At 62.2% G+C, this 13,729-nt stretch carries 15 protein-coding genes and 1 pseudogene; 7 read left to right on the top strand and 9 right to left on the bottom strand.

The genetic code is table 11. The features are described from left to right. The 8 genes and pseudogenes from ACIQ2A_RS23035 to coaD all read right to left on the bottom strand — a co-directional run. Window positions 1-1,646, bottom strand: a pseudogene (locus ACIQ2A_RS23035) (hypothetical protein); the annotation flags it as partial. A gap of 1 nt (window position 1,647) precedes the next feature. Continuing rightward, window positions 1,648-3,540, bottom strand: a complete 1,893-nt coding sequence (locus ACIQ2A_RS23030) for an autotransporter assembly complex family protein (protein ID WP_398483790.1) — start codon at window positions 3,538-3,540, stop codon at window positions 1,648-1,650. A gap of 451 nt (window positions 3,541-3,991) precedes the next feature. Further along, on the bottom strand, window positions 3,992-5,125 hold the full coding sequence (gene tgt / locus ACIQ2A_RS23025) for a tRNA guanosine(34) transglycosylase Tgt (RefSeq protein WP_398483788.1): 1,134 nt from the start codon (window positions 5,123-5,125) through the stop codon (window positions 3,992-3,994). After that, window positions 5,122-6,204, bottom strand: coding sequence for a tRNA preQ1(34) S-adenosylmethionine ribosyltransferase-isomerase QueA (gene queA / locus ACIQ2A_RS23020; protein WP_398483786.1), 1,083 nt, complete (start codon window positions 6,202-6,204; stop codon window positions 5,122-5,124). The genes tgt and queA overlap by 4 nt, the downstream gene beginning before the upstream one ends. 76 nt (window positions 6,205-6,280) lie before the next feature. Then, a complete protein-coding gene (locus tag ACIQ2A_RS23015; protein WP_398483783.1) occupies window positions 6,281-6,748 on the bottom strand; it encodes a peptidylprolyl isomerase in 468 nt (155 codons plus the stop codon). Continuing rightward, entirely contained in the window at window positions 6,724-7,167 is a 444-nt protein-coding gene (locus tag ACIQ2A_RS23010; RefSeq protein ID WP_398483781.1) for a hypothetical protein, read from the bottom strand. The genes ACIQ2A_RS23015 and ACIQ2A_RS23010 overlap by 25 nt, the downstream gene beginning before the upstream one ends. A gap of 3 nt (window positions 7,168-7,170) precedes the next feature. Continuing rightward, window positions 7,171-7,761 carry a peptidylprolyl isomerase gene (locus ACIQ2A_RS23005; protein ID WP_398483779.1) on the bottom strand — a complete coding sequence of 197 codons (591 nt, stop codon included), beginning with the start codon at window positions 7,759-7,761 and terminating at the stop codon, window positions 7,171-7,173. A 39-nt stretch (window positions 7,762-7,800) separates the two neighbouring features. Continuing rightward, window positions 7,801-8,298 (bottom strand): pantetheine-phosphate adenylyltransferase, encoded by a 498-nt coding sequence (gene coaD, locus ACIQ2A_RS23000; RefSeq protein WP_398483777.1) that lies wholly within the window; start codon window positions 8,296-8,298, stop codon window positions 7,801-7,803. Between the two features lie 324 nt (window positions 8,299-8,622). On the opposite strand from coaD, the gene ACIQ2A_RS22995 reads away from it, so the two are divergent. The 5 genes from ACIQ2A_RS22995 (at window position 8,623) to ACIQ2A_RS22975 (ending at window position 10,856) form a co-directional block, all read left to right on the top strand. Then, window positions 8,623-8,880, top strand: a complete 258-nt coding sequence (locus ACIQ2A_RS22995; RefSeq protein ID WP_398483775.1) for a hypothetical protein — start codon at window positions 8,623-8,625, stop codon at window positions 8,878-8,880. A 356-nt stretch (window positions 8,881-9,236) separates the two neighbouring features. After that, window positions 9,237-9,413, top strand: a complete 177-nt coding sequence (locus tag ACIQ2A_RS22990; protein WP_398483773.1) for a hypothetical protein — start codon at window positions 9,237-9,239, stop codon at window positions 9,411-9,413. A 74-nt stretch (window positions 9,414-9,487) separates the two neighbouring features. Continuing rightward, entirely contained in the window at window positions 9,488-10,012 is a 525-nt protein-coding gene (locus ACIQ2A_RS22985; RefSeq protein WP_398483771.1) for a PAS domain-containing protein, read from the top strand. Between the two features lie 103 nt (window positions 10,013-10,115). Then, window positions 10,116-10,376 (top strand): DUF2798 domain-containing protein, encoded by a 261-nt coding sequence (locus ACIQ2A_RS22980; RefSeq protein WP_398483769.1) that lies wholly within the window; start codon window positions 10,116-10,118, stop codon window positions 10,374-10,376. Between the two features lie 96 nt (window positions 10,377-10,472). After that, window positions 10,473-10,856 (top strand): nuclear transport factor 2 family protein, encoded by a 384-nt coding sequence (locus ACIQ2A_RS22975; protein ID WP_398483767.1) that lies wholly within the window; start codon window positions 10,473-10,475, stop codon window positions 10,854-10,856. A gap of 19 nt (window positions 10,857-10,875) precedes the next feature. Here ACIQ2A_RS22975 and ACIQ2A_RS22970 read toward each other — a convergent pair whose 3' ends face one another. Beyond that, a complete protein-coding gene (locus tag ACIQ2A_RS22970) occupies window positions 10,876-11,769 on the bottom strand; it encodes a LysR family transcriptional regulator (protein WP_398483765.1) in 894 nt (297 codons plus the stop codon). A gap of 152 nt (window positions 11,770-11,921) precedes the next feature. Between ACIQ2A_RS22970 and ACIQ2A_RS22965 the strand changes: the two genes are divergently transcribed. After that, window positions 11,922-12,575, top strand: a complete 654-nt coding sequence (locus ACIQ2A_RS22965; RefSeq protein ID WP_398483763.1) for a hydrolase — start codon at window positions 11,922-11,924, stop codon at window positions 12,573-12,575. 101 nt (window positions 12,576-12,676) lie between these two features. Beyond that, on the top strand, window positions 12,677-13,705 hold the full coding sequence (locus ACIQ2A_RS22960) for an Atu2307/SP_0267 family LLM class monooxygenase (protein WP_398483761.1): 1,029 nt from the start codon (window positions 12,677-12,679) through the stop codon (window positions 13,703-13,705). Window positions 13,706-13,729 lie beyond the last annotated feature (24 nt).

The raw sequence follows: 13,729 nt of genomic DNA, 5'->3' as shown, positions 1-13,729 counted from the left end.
CCGGTCGCGAGCCCGCTCAGCTTGCCAACAAGCCGTGCATCAACGCGCCCGGCGTCCGGGCTGCCATTGATATCCGCGGCCAGCGCCAGTGCGCCCCGCAGCTTCAGGCCGGCCAATGCGCCGAAGCGTGCGAGGTCGGACGACGAGATTTCCGCGCGGCCGTTGGCGACGGAACTGCCCACCTGCCCCTTGAACGAGGCCGCCGCCGTCTCGGTCTGCAATTGCAGCGTCTGCACATCGATGACACCGGCATGGCTGGTCCCCGCCAGCACCAGTGACAGCGACGAGCCCACGGCACTATCGATCGCAGCATCGCGAGCATGAAGGCCGTGTGCCTTCACCTGTCCGGCCAGCATGATCGCCGTGTCTTTCTCCAGCAGCGAGCCGGCCGGCGACGCGTTGAATGACGCATCGATCTGACCGAACCTGCCCTGCGGCAACCGAGCATCACGCAACATGGCCGTGGCTGCGATCTGCGGCCCCAACAGCGCGCCTTTCACCGTCGCATCGAAAGCCAGCGTCTTGATGCCGATATCGTTGACCTCGGTAGTCTCACCCATATTGGGCAATGCGCGCATGCGAATGGTGAGGTCGGCGACCTGCTCCGCATCGATCGCACCGCGGATATCCAGCCGCGCCAGTTTCGACACCACCGACAGCGGTTCGATGTGAACGGCGCCCCCCTGCGCGAAGCGGATGCTGCTGTTCAACTGCGTCGTCCCGGCAAAAATTGGCTGAATCACGGACGGCAGAAGCCCCTCGATGCGCGCGCCGAGATCGAGGGTCAGGCGGCGGCCGTCCGGTTGTTGCGCGAGTTGCGCCACGCCATTGGCGCCAGTGTTCGCTCCCGCATCAAAAGCCAACCGCGCATTGAATGCATCCAACGTTCCCGTACCGTTGAGATCGAGCCTGGCGGCCGGCAGATCGGCGACCTTCAGCAGCCGCACCACGATGCCGCCCGGTGCCTCGTCGAGGGTCATGGTGGTTTCGAGCCGTCCGCTCGCCGGCACGTAGTCCAGCTTGATGGCCAGGACGCCTTGCGCGTCGAGCCGGCGCGCGTCGAGCCGCAGATTGAGACCTTCGGCAGGATTGCCGAGCAGCGCCTGCCCCGAAGCGGCGAACCGCGCCGCGCCCCCCAGCAGCGGCTCACCGAGCGACAACTCGGCCAATGCAAAGGATTTGACCTCCAACTTGACCGGGATTTGTGGCAATAGCGGTTCTTCCGCCTTTACCGGTTGATTGGAGTCCGGCGATGGTTGCGCGGTGACGATCGCCTCGGGCGCCGGTGTTGGTTTGCGATAGACGGCAAGATGCCCGACATCCAGTCGGTCGATCTCGAGCTTGCCCATCAGCAGGGCTGCGCGGCGCCACACCAGCCGCACCTTGTCGAGCTTGAGCCAGACACCATTCTGATCGGCGATCGACACGTCGCCGACGGTGACATCCGAGGTCAGCACACCGGAGACATCGCCGATCGAGATCTGCGCTGCCGGCGTCGAGAGCGCGCGTGAGATCAGATTGGCGAGCAGGCCCTTGTCGTCGCCCTGCCCCTTCAGCGCCAAGTGCAGCAACGCAAAACCAGCCATGCCGAGCAGCAGCACGCCAGCACATACAGCAATCAGGATATGTCTGCGGCGCAACCGCATGTCAGAATGCCTGACCAATACCGACATAAAACGCGTATGCGGATTCACCCGGTCGCTTATTGATTGGCAGCGCGACATCGAGCCGGATCGGCCCTATGGCGGTATAGTAGCGCAGGCCGACACCGGCTGCGACGCGCATATCCTCGCCCAGATTTGAATAGCCCGAATTGAATGCGCCGCCGATATCGACGAATGGAACGATGCCGATCGTATCGGTCACCTTGATGCGCGCCTCGAACGAACCTTCCAGCAGATTGCTGCCACCGACAACCTCGCCGGTCGGCCCGAGCGGGCTGAGGCTGCGATAGCGGAAGCCGCGCACCGATCCACCGCCACCGGCATAAAAGCGATGATTGGCCGGGATCAGCGCGCTGTCGGCACCGAACAGCGCACCGGCCGCGACACGGCCCGCCAGCACAATGCGCGCGGACTCGTCCAGCGCGCGATAGACGGACGCCTGTGCACGCGTCTCGGTGAAACTGACCGACGAGCCCAGCCAATCCGGATAGGTCGCTGCAAAGCCCTGCAGGCGAATGCCTTTGGTCGGGTCGAGCGCGTGGTCGGTCGTATCATAGGAGACCTGAACGGGGATGCCGATCAGGTTGTAATCGATAGTGCCGAGCGTATCGGTGGTGCGGCCGACATCGCCGGCGATGCCAATCTGTGCCGAGAAGGTGTCGCTGAAACGATGCCGGATGGCGGCGCTGGCGGTCATGCGCTCGCTTTCATAGCCGCCATAGCGATCGCCGCCGGTGCGGTCGCGCTCCACCATGCCGTCCAGCAGCAGGTCATTCCGCGAGCCATTCAGCGCTGGCTTGATGAAGGTGGTGCGCAGCCGTCCGCCGAGATCGGAGAAGCCGAAATCGCGCAGCGTATCCAGTGCGCTCTGATTGGTGCGCGGCGGCACGAACACGTCCGCCTCGACGCGCAGGCTCTCGGCGCCGCCGAACAGGTTACGGTGCTGCCAGTAGCCGCGCAGGCTGGGGCCATCAAGGGTCGAAAACCGAGCGGAGGCGCCGAGCACGTTGTTAGGGCGCTCGGTCACCTCGGCGGTGAACGGCAATTGTCCGGCACCATTGAGATTGCGCGCCTCGCGCACCCGCACCGTCTGGATCGCAGGGACCTGCAGCACCGATTTGCGGATGCGCGCAATCTGGTCTGGCGAATACGGATCGCCGGGCGCTGGATAGATATACGACTGCACCACGCGGGGATCGACATGGGCGGTGCCGCTGACACTCACGTCGCCGAAACCGGCGCGCGGGCCGCGATCGATCACGAAGGTGATGTCCATCGTCCGATTGCGATGATCGACAAGCGGCTCGGCATCGCGCGCGCGCGCCAGCGGATAGGACTGCGCACGGAAGTAATCGACGATCGCCCCCTGCGCCGCCTGCAAGTCCCCTGCACTCGCGCCCACACCGGGCTCAATCTTCAATACGTGACGCGGCAGCGTTTCCGTATCGAACGGCCGCATGGTCGCCGCATCGACGACGGAAATGTTGCGCAGCTTGAACAGCGTTCCCGGCGTCACACGCACGGTGATGGGAACAAGGCCACTGTTTCGGAATTGCTCGGCCTTCTGGGCAGCGGCAGCGCCATCTTCACCCAGCGGGACCGATGCGACCTCAATGCTGACTGACGCGTCATAATATCCGGCCCCCCAAAGGGCTCGCAGCATCGGCTCCGCATCGATCTGCGCGCGCCGCACCAGCATCTCGCCATCCACGGGAGGATCCGTGCGCAGCTTGTGAAGATTAGACACATCCTTCAGCGCCTGAGCGGCGGTCTTGTCGATCCCATCGGCGTCGAATTCGACCTTGTAAGGCAACGCGTCAGGCGAGACCTTTGGCGTGTCGTCACCTGTGACCCACGCGATCGGATCGAACGCCATCGCATCGGTTGGACCGGCGACAGCAACCAAAGCAACGGCGGAGAGAGAGGCAATAAAGTCGGAAGAAAATTTCCGCAGTCGCATTACATTCCAATGACGATTGCGCTCAATCCCAAGAAACGTCGAGAGCGCTTTAGACCATAATTCGGCCAAATACGGCGAAGGTGTGGGCCAAACAAGAACGCGATTTCGCCAAAGTCTCGCTGCGGTCGCGTATCGTTTCAATGCAACGTCAGGGCATTCGTTTCGATGCCGTCAGCCCTTTGAATAAAGGGGTTCCCGCAAAATGCGCTGCTTGTTGTCATATTGACGCATGTCGCAATTTATTTGCGGGAGCAACCGAGGTTCCATCGGCTATCGCGATGCAACTGCCTCATCCCCACGATGAACGATGCAACACGACCTGCCGGGGATTCCGTTCGCGATTGTTTCGTCCGGACCGAGCGGTTTCTCAGCGCGGCGCGATATCGCCCTGCGCCCAACCTTCTTTTGTCTGCGCGCGAAAATTTTCGAACGTACCATTTTCGATCGCCGCGCGAATGCCCTGCATCAGCGTCTGGTAATAGGCGATGTTGATCTCCGAGAGCAGCATCGCGCCGAGCGTTTCATTGGCGCGCACGAGGTGATGCAGATAGGCGCGCGAATAATTGCGCGCTGAGGGCCACGGGCTTTCCTCATCGAGCGGACGCGGATCGTCCTGATGCCGCGCATTGCGCATATTGATCTGGCCATGGCGGGTGAACGCCATGCCATGGCGGCCATTCCGCGTCGGCATTACGCAGTCGAACATATCGACGCCGCGCGCCACCGCTTCAAGAATGTCCTCGGGCGTACCCACACCCATCAGATAGCGCGGACGATCCGTCGGCAGGATCGGCGCAACTTCCTCGATCATCGCCAGCATGACGGCCTGCGGCTCGCCTACAGCAAGACCACCGATGGCATAACCGTGAAAACCGATATCGATCAGGCCACGCGCGCTGGCATGGCGGAGCGCCGGCACGTCGCCGCCTTGCGCGATGCCGAACAGCATGTAGCCGTCGGGCGCAGTCTCGAACGCGCGCTTGCAGCGCTCGGCCCAGCGCAGCGACAGCTGCATTGCACGGTCGATTTCGGCGTGCTCTGCCGGCAGCCGCACGCATTCATCGAGCTGCATGGCGATATCCGAATTCAGCAGCCGCTGGATTTCCACCGCGCGCTCCGGCGTCAGGTCATATTTGCTGCCATCGATATGCGAGCGGAAAGTAACGCCCTGCTCCGTCACCTTTCGCAATTGCGCAAGCGACATTACCTGGAAGCCGCCGCTGTCGGTCAGCATCGGCCCGTTCCAGGTGGTGAATTCTTGCAGGCCGCCGAGTGCCGCGATGCGCTCCGCGCCGGGCCGCAACATCAGATGATAGGTGTTGCCGAGCACGATATCGGCACCGGCATCGCGCACCTCGCGCCAATGCAGGCCCTTCATGGCGCCGAGGGTGCCCACCGGCATGAAGGCCGGCGTGCGCACCACACCATGCGGTGTCGTCAGGCGGCCGAGGCGCGCGGCGCCGTTGTTGCCCAGCAGTTCAAAATGATTGGCGACGGTCATGGCGGGCTTTCGTTACGGAACAGCAGGCTGGCATCGCCATAGGAGTAGAAGCGGTAGCCTGTCGAAATGGCATGCGCATAGGTTGCCTTCATGGTGTCGAAGCCGGCAAAGGCCGAGACCAGCATGAACAGCGTCGAACGCGGCAGATGGAAATTGGTCAGCAGGATATCGACAGCACGGAAGCGATAGCCCGGCGTGATGAAGATCGCGGTGTCGTCGGCAAATGGCTTGATGACGCCGTCCTCGCCGGTGGCGCTTTCGAGCAGGCGCATCGACGTGGTGCCGACAGCAACAATGCGGCCGCCCGCGGCATGCGCCGCGTTCAGCGCGTCGGCGGTCTCACGCGAGATCGATCCCCACTCGGAATGCATTTTGTGTTCGGTGGTATCATCCACCTTCACCGGCAGGAATGTGCCCGCTCCCACATGCAATGTAACGCGATGCAGCCCGACGCCATGCGCCTTCAGTTTTGCTTCGAGCGCCGGCGTGAAATGCAGCCCTGCGGTCGGCGCAGCGACGGCGCCTTCATTGACGGCGAACATGGTCTGATAATCCGCCGCATCCTGCTCGTCAGCATCGCGCTTCGATGCGATGTAGGGCGGTAGCGGCGGTGAGCCGAGTTCGGCGATTGCCTGGTCCAGCGCTGGCCCATGAAATGTGAAGGCAAGCGTCACCTCGCCCGCCTCCCCCTTCGCCTCCACCGTGGCATCGAGATGCCCGAGCAGGCAGACGCGGCCCTCATTGCCGAAGCGGACGACATCGCCGGCTACGAGCTTCTTCGCCGGCTTCACAAAGGCCTGCCAGCGCGAACCATCGACGCGCTTGATCAGCGTCGCCTCGATCTTTGGCTCGGTCTCACGGCTGATACGGCGCCCCGTGAGGGAGGCCGCGATCACCTTGGTATCGTTGACCACCAGTTGATCGCCCGGCTTCAGCCAGTTCGGAAGATCGCCAACGGTGCGATCTTCGAGTTTCTCCCCCGGCCGCACCACGAGCAGCCGCGCCGACTCCCGCGGCGACGACGGGCGAAGCGCGATGTTTTCGGGCGGGAGATGGAAATCGAACAGATCGGTGCGCATGGTCTCAGGGGTTATAAAACGTGGATGCCCGGCACAAGGCCGGGCATGACGTCGTTGATATCAGAGAAAGCGTCGATCAGGCAGCCTTGTCAGCCGCCATATAGGCCTTCACGATCTTGTCCGGGTTCTGCACAGGCTCGCCGCGCTTGATCTTGTCGACATTCTCCATGCCGTCGGTGACCTTGCCCCAGACCGTGTACTGCTTGTTCAGGAACGAGGCATCATCGAAGCAGATGAAGAACTGGCTATCGCCGGAATCCGGGCTGGCCGCGCGGGCCATCGAGGTGGTGCCGCGCACATGTGGTTCAGCGTTGAATTCAGCCTTCAGCTTCTGGCCCGAACCGCCGGTGCCGGTGCCCTGCGGGCAGCCGGTCTGTGCCATGAAGCCGTCGATGACGCGGTGGAACACGATGCCATCATAGAAGCCGTCGCGCACCAGTTCCTGAATGCGGGCGACATGGCCCGGCGCCAGGTCCGGGCGCATCTCGATGGTGACATTGCCCTGAGTGGTCTCAAGGATCAGAGTATTTTCGGTGACAGCCATGCTTTTCTCTCGACTGGTTTGGGTTGGTTTCGGCGGTCGTCGAACCGCATTCGGAACGGGCGTCCAGCGACAGCGTCGCCTAGTCCCCCGCTAAATGGCATCGGTGAGCACCGTTGCAAAGTCTCCATCACCGCCGTTCGGTAGGCGATGCTGTCGGCTTGTGACGCATCCGGTGTCTCAAAGGTAATCCGCGGCCGGCCAAGAAGTTCGCCGTCGCGCTTGAAGCTGAATAGCACCGTGATCTGCATGCCGGGATGGCCGCGCGGTAGCTCAGGCCCGCGCCAGCACCCCTTCAGCTTCTCGAACATCCCGTCCAGCGTACTCAGCGCCCCGGCCTGCGCGAAAGCGGTATTCATCTGAACCGATGCAGTCAGCACCGATGCCGCGAGCAGGACGATATGCCCATGCCGCAGCACCACGCATCACTTGATGTCGGACGCAACCTGGACCTTGACCATCTTGTCCGGATCGGTGACCGCCCCCGAAGCAGAGCCCGGAGGCGCCTTCTTCAGCTTGTCGACCACATCCATGCCCGACACGACATCGCCGACCACGGTATACTTGCCGTTCAGCGACGAGCCGTCAGCGAACATGATGAAGAACTGCGAATTGGCCGAATCCGGATCGCCGGCGCGCGCCATGCCGACCACGCCGCGCTTGTAAGGCACCTGCGAGAACTCCGCCTTCAAGTTCGGATATTTCGAGCCGCCGGTGCCGTTAAAATTCTTGCCGTCGCCGGTCTGGGCCATGAAGCCATCCATGACGCGGTGGAACGGCACATTGTTGTAATAGCCCTCGCGCGCCAGCAGCTTGATGCGCTCAGCGTGCTGCGGGGCGATATCCGGGCGCAGCTTGAAGACGATGCGGCCCTTGGTGGTGTCGATGACGATGGCATTGGCCTTGTCGAGGCCGGCCGGCAGCGGCGCTGCGGCCGGAGCCTGCGCGGCGGGCGCCTGCGCAAAAGCGGGGACGGCCGACAACAACACGGCAGCGATGGCGATGGTACGGATCATGGAAACTCCGGATGCAGGACTGCCCGAGGGGCGTTCAGTTCAGGTCGCGAATTTCGACTTCAGGCTTTTGGCAACCGCCTCCGGCACGAAGGCCGAGACATCGCCGCCCATGGCACCGATCTGCCGGACCAGTGTGGCGGTGATCGGGCGGACGCCGACCGAGGCCGGCAGGAAGACCGTCTTCACATCCGGCGCCATGGTCTGGTTCATCCCGGCGATCTGCATCTCGTAATCGAGATCGGTGCCGTCGCGCAGGCCGCGGATCATGATGGTGGCGCCGATCTTCTCGGCGGCCGTGATGGTGAGATTGTCGTAGGTGGTGCAGTCGAAGTCACAGCCTGCAGCTTTCGCGACCGGGCCGAACACGTCTTTCACCATCGCCAGCCGCTCCTCGGTGGAGAACAGCGGCTTCTTGCCGGGATGCACACCGATGGCGACGACGAGCTTGTCGCACAGGCCGACGGCGTTGCGGACCACGTCGAGGTGGCCGTTGGTCACGGGATCGAACGATCCGGGGTAAAGCGCGATACGGGTCATGCCCTCTCACCTAGCCTGCCCGGCATGGCCCCGCAAGCGCCGATGGTTCCGTCCAAGACGCCCCGCCCTGCAGACAATATTTTTCGATCCGGTTCGAACCGGAATGCCAGTCACCGCGTCAATTAGGCATCTGGGACGGCACTGAAAACACACGCTTTTCAGCGGATTGTGTCGTCGCGGACGGATGGATGAAACACAGGCCGGGCGGGATGAAACCAGTTTGCCCGGCGACGACAACCTCCCGAAACCGCCCCTGACTAATCAGGCAGGCACAGGGACTTGCAAATAAACGGGTCAAAATGACCCAACCAACAGGGGACCGTCATGATCAAGGCTCTTTCCGCGATTGCGATTGCTGCTTTTATTGCCGCCGCCGTCACCGTTCTCCCCGGCTTCGCGCCGCGGGTCGAAGCGTCGGTTCCAGTGGCCTTGGCCAAGGCCGACCGCCTTGACGTCAAGCAGGTCGGTCGCGCCTGCTCCGAACAGGCCTGGCCGAATTTCGAAGCCTCCTGCCTGCGCAATGCGGCAACCAAGGTGATCAATATCCGCGAAGCCCGCGTCGTGAGCACCGATCGCCACTGAACCGCGTCAGCGCCCTCACACATCAAAAAGCCCGCGGCATGTCCGCGGGCTTTTTGATTCACTGGCCGTAACGAACATAGTGAGACAATCAACTCATCGATCGCGGTTGTTACCGCATCGCGAAGAGAGAGAATCGGCAACGCCGCCCATGGCCACGATCGGAGCGAAGTCACCTCGCTTGCAGGCCTTGAATGCCAGGCATGCCAGCAACAAAACGCGCATGATGGTAACGGAGAGCCGCGCCTCCGACGGTTCCATGTTGAGCGAAGGCATTCCACATCTTCACGGCTTGACTGCAATCCAGAATGCGCCAGTACTTGTGTAGTTCAGCGCGAGAATTGGACATGAGTGCATACTTGACGAGCATCTCTCTGCAATATCGTCGGCGCGCTGCTGACGTGGGACGGAAAGCGATCGAGAGTCCGGACGACGCCGAAATGCTTCGTCTGCTGCATCAGGCGCTGTCATGGATTCAACTGGCCGAGAATGAGGAGCTGATGTCCAACGCCCAGCCGATGACAGGCTCGGCATAGGACCGGCACACTTCAAGATTTAGACAATATCAGATACAATTTCCCCGGCACATCAACGACCGCGGATCGTTTCAATGGCGAAACTCATCTCAGTGGCGAGTATCTGCGAAAGTCTGGCTGAACTTGCTCAGGCCAATGGCTGCAACACGCTGTCGATGTGGCTCAAGCTCGCGACCAACCAGGCCTATCTCGATCAGCTGATGACGACCGCGCAAGCGGACGGACGCATCGGTGTCTGGGACTGGGATGTTGCCAACAACAAGAACTACACGAATGATTATGCGGGCTCGTTCTTCAATGTCGACGCTCAACTGGGCGCCCGCGGACATCCGATCGAGCGCATTATCGAATGCATCCATGCCGACGACGCCGCGGAATTCAACGGCAGGCTGGAAAACTCCATCCGGACGGGCGAGCAGTTCCATGTCGAATACCGGGTGAAGTCCGCTGACACGATCCGCTGGGTCCGTGCCGACGGCCAGTGCTCGCTGGACGACAGCGGCCGCCCCATGCGCATGCTCGGATCACTCGTCGACATCACGCACGAGAAGCCGCCAGAGAACGTCATCGTGATGCGCCGACAGCTTCAGCGCTCGTGACCCGCGAGAGCGCTTCTGCCCGCACGAGCGACGACACATGCGACGGCTTCCTCATCCAGCTGGCAAGCTTATTGCTTTGCCCCCTTGACCAGGAGGACATGCAATGACGCTTATCCCTGCTCGCTACAGCCACCTGACATTCGGCGTGATCCAGTCCGGCCTCACCAGCGGCGTATCGGCTGCCGTCGCGAGCGTGCCATTCTGGCAGGAAAGATCTTTTCTCGCGCACTGGCTATCGGCATGGGTCATCTCCTGGCTGATCATGCTGCCCATCGTGGTGTTCGCCGCGCCCTTCATCAAAGCGTTCGTCCATCGCATCACATGCGACGTGACCGATCCCCAGCACGCCACGAAGCAGCATTGAACCTCACATCCCAAACTCCGAGATGATACGCTCTCCAGCTGCACTATCGATCCTCCCGCAGCATGAGGTACAGATTGTCGTATTCTGGAGGTCGTCATGTCCGGGACTGAGCGCAACAAGGCCAATGTCGTCGCCTTCTATGAACTGATGTTCAACGACTGCCGCCCACGCGAGGCGATCGCGCTCTATGCCGGCGACAGCTACACCCAGCACAATCCGCATGTGGCTGATGGCATCGACGGTTTCATCGCCTATTTCGAGCGCATGGCCCGCGAATGGCCGGGCAAGCGCGTGGAAATCCGGCGTGTGATTGCCGAAGGTGATTGCGTCGTCCTGCACTGCCTGCAACACTGGCCCGGCGACCAGGACTACGCCGCGATCGATATTTTTCGGCTCACACCGGGCGGCAAAATCGTGGAGCATTGGGATGTGCTGCAGACAATCCCTTCCGAAGCGGAAAACCTCAACGGGATGTTCTGAAGCGATCCGCACGCGCGCTCTAGCCACTTGCCTCCACCGCGTTCGCAGCTTTGCCATAACATTCGATCAGCATCTCGGTGAGTACCCTCACCTTTCGCGCTGGATGCGGGCTCGACGGTCGGATGACATAGATGCCTGCCGCTGGCGGCGGATAGCGTGTCATCACAGGAACCAGCGCACCGGATGCCACATGCTCCTGCGTGATATCGTCGGGGATCCGGGCGATGCCGAGCCCTGCCAGAGCGGCGGCGACGAGAGCCGTACTCTCATCGGCCTTGAAGCGCCCCTGCGGGCGCACCGAGATCACCTTGTCGCCATCCATGAGTTGCCAGGCTTCGGTGCCATGCATCAGCGCTTGATGGGTGATGAGTTCGTCCGGTGTCTCGGGAGCACCATGCGTTTTGATATAGTCCGGGCTCGCGACCAGTTTGCCATATAGGGGCCCGATATATCGCGCGATCAGACTGGAGTCCTGCAGATAGCCAAACCGGATCGCACAATCGAACCCTTCCGCGATGAGGTCCACGAAGCGATCGCTATAGAAGGTGTGGACGTGAAGCTGCGGATGGTTGCGCGCCATCTCCGCAAGCACCGGCGCCAGATGCGTCGGGCCGAATGTCAGCGGCGCGGCGATGCGCAAGCGGCCACAGAGCTCGCCATCGGGCAGGATCAGTTCCCTGGCCGCATCGATCTCGGCGCACGCACGCGCCGCATGATCGCGAAACAGGATTCCGGCTTCCGTGAGTGCGGCACCACGCGTGGTGCGCGCAAGCAATTGAACGCCGAGTTCCGCTTCGAGCCGGGCAAGCTGACGGCTGACGATTGATTTGGAAACACCGAGACGTCTTGCCGCAGGTGACACACCGCCGGCATCGGCGACTTCCACGAATGTACGTAATTCTTCGATGTCCAATTCGGCGTTCCCCGTTTTGCGACACAGCTTGCCATGGAAGGGCACTACCTCACTACGCCCGCGAACGGCAATACCGCGCCCAGGCAGTGTCGCCGTTGTCGCATGTCTGCAGAAACCCCGTCTCACTCACAACGGCAGCAGAGGATGTATTCATGACCCGTCGTAATGGCCTTGCGTCGCTTCTTCGCCCCGAAGACTCGGTTCTCGTTCTGATCGATCACCAGCCTTATCAGCTCACCAATCTGAACAGCCACGATCCGCATGCTGTGGTCAATGCGTCGGCAGCCTTGGCCAAGGCTGCGAAGGCTTTCAATGTTCCGACCATCCTGACCAGTGTGATCGCAGAACGCGGCGGCCTCATCTTCCCGCAGATCACCGATGTGTTCCCCGACCAGGAAGTGATCGACCGCACCTTCATCAACACCTGGGAAGACCCGAAAGTCGTCGAGGCTGTCAAGGCGACGGGTCGCAAGCAGCTGATCATCGCAGGCCTGTGGACGGAGATCTGCGTCGCGATGCCGGTTATCCAGGCCCTCGGTGAAGGCTGGGATGTCACGGTGGTCACCGATGCATCGGGCGGCACGTCGGTTGAAGCGCATGAAGTCGCCATCCAGCGCATGATTGCGGCTGGCGCCAATATGATGACCTGGCTGGCGCTCGCGGCCGAATGGCAGCGCGACTGGGCCCGGCTCGGGACAGCGGGCAAGATGACGGATGTGCTTGTCCAGCACGCAGCGGGAAGCGGCATCGCGTTCCTGTGGGAGCAGCAGCTTCTGAACACGCCGGTGCCGAAGACTGCGGGCTAACGCGTGCGGGGACGACGGGACGCTTGTACCACGTCCCGTCATCCCAGTTATAACCGACCAGAGCGATCCGCCGCGCGGACACATGAATTGGAATGATACCCATGGAAATCGGCATCGACAGTTTTGCGGCCATCCTTCCCGACCCCATGAGCGGCCAACTTCCTTCGGCCACCGATCGCATGGCCGATCTCCTTGATGAGGTCGAGGTCGCTGACCGCGTCGGGCTCGATGTTTTCGGCATCGGGGAGCATCACCGCGCCGAATTCCTTGATTCCGCCCCAGCGATCATCCTGGCTGCGGCAGCAGCACGCACTCAGAACATCCGGCTGACAAGCGCGGTGACAGTGCTGAGCGCCGCCGATCCCGTGCGCGTATTTCAGGAATTCGCGACCCTCGATCTCATCTCGAAGGGCCGTGCGGAACTCGTGGTTGGCCGTGGCTCGTTCGGCGAGGCCTATCCGCTTTTCGGCATGAACCCGCAGGACTATGACGAACTGTTCGCCGAGAAGCTCGCGCTGTTCCTGAAACTGGGCGAGACCAAACATCCGATCTGGAAAGGTCGCTTCCGCGCCGCGCTGGAGGGCCAGGGCATCTATCCCCGCCCCCATCAGCCACGCCTGCCAGTCTGGATCGGCGTTGGCGGCACGCCGGAATCCTTCATACGCGCTGGCACGCTCGGCCTGCCGCTCATGGTTGCGATCATCGGCGGCACATTCGAGCGTTTTCGCCCGCTGGTCGATCTCTATCGCGAAGCTGGCGAGCGTGCCGGACAAAGTCCCGACAAGCTCAAAGTGGGCGTGCATGCGATGGGTTTTGTCGGAGAAACCGATGCAGCCGCGCGCGATGCCTTCTTCCCTGGCTGGGCGCATCTGACCGCAAAGATAGGCCGTGAGCGCGGCTGGTCGCCGCCATCGCGCCAGCAATTCGACGCCACGGCGGGCCCCGGAGGCGCGTATCTGATCGGTGCGCCGGCCACCGTCGCCGCAAAGATGCGCCACGCGAGCGAAGCACTCGGCGGCATCGCGCGCATCACCTTCCAGATGAGCACCGCCTCGCTCGAAATCGCAGCGATGAAGCGCTCGATCGAACTTCTCGGCACCGAAGTCGCGCCCGTCATACGGGCGGCCTGATCGCAACCTTGGGCAGTTCCGTCT

It is taken from the genome of Tardiphaga sp. (genome assembly GCF_044336785.1).
Lineage (GTDB): Bacteria > Pseudomonadota > Alphaproteobacteria > Rhizobiales > Xanthobacteraceae > Tardiphaga.
The sequence above is the reverse complement of the archived record's forward strand: the minus strand, read 5'-3'. Positions and strand labels throughout refer to the sequence as shown.

Excerpts from the sequence above, each read along its gene's own strand:
- queA (WP_398483786.1), bottom strand. The coding sequence starts at position 6,204 with ATGCGCACCGATCTGTTCGATTTCCATCTCCCGCCCGAAAACATCGCG.
- ACIQ2A_RS22985 (WP_398483771.1), top strand. The coding sequence starts at position 9,488 with ATGGCGAAACTCATCTCAGTGGCGAGTATCTGCGAAAGTCTGGCTGAA.
- ACIQ2A_RS22965 (WP_398483763.1), top strand. The coding sequence starts at position 11,922 with ATGACCCGTCGTAATGGCCTTGCGTCGCTTCTTCGCCCCGAAGACTCG.
- ACIQ2A_RS22980 (WP_398483769.1), top strand. The coding sequence starts at position 10,116 with ATGACGCTTATCCCTGCTCGCTACAGCCACCTGACATTCGGCGTGATC.
- coaD (WP_398483777.1), bottom strand. The coding sequence starts at position 8,298 with ATGACCCGTATCGCGCTTTACCCCGGATCGTTCGATCCCGTGACCAAC.
- ACIQ2A_RS22960 (WP_398483761.1), top strand. The coding sequence starts at position 12,677 with ATGGAAATCGGCATCGACAGTTTTGCGGCCATCCTTCCCGACCCCATG.
- ACIQ2A_RS22995 (WP_398483775.1), top strand. The coding sequence starts at position 8,623 with ATGATCAAGGCTCTTTCCGCGATTGCGATTGCTGCTTTTATTGCCGCC.
- ACIQ2A_RS23030 (WP_398483790.1), bottom strand. The coding sequence starts at position 3,540 with ATGGCGTTCGATCCGATCGCGTGGGTCACAGGTGACGACACGCCAAAG.
- ACIQ2A_RS22975 (WP_398483767.1), top strand. The coding sequence starts at position 10,473 with ATGTCCGGGACTGAGCGCAACAAGGCCAATGTCGTCGCCTTCTATGAA.
- ACIQ2A_RS23005 (WP_398483779.1), bottom strand. The coding sequence starts at position 7,761 with ATGATCCGTACCATCGCCATCGCTGCCGTGTTGTTGTCGGCCGTCCCC.
- tgt (WP_398483788.1), bottom strand. The coding sequence starts at position 5,125 with ATGACCGTCGCCAATCATTTTGAACTGCTGGGCAACAACGGCGCCGCG.
- ACIQ2A_RS23015 (WP_398483783.1), bottom strand. The coding sequence starts at position 6,748 with ATGGCTGTCACCGAAAATACTCTGATCCTTGAGACCACTCAGGGCAAT.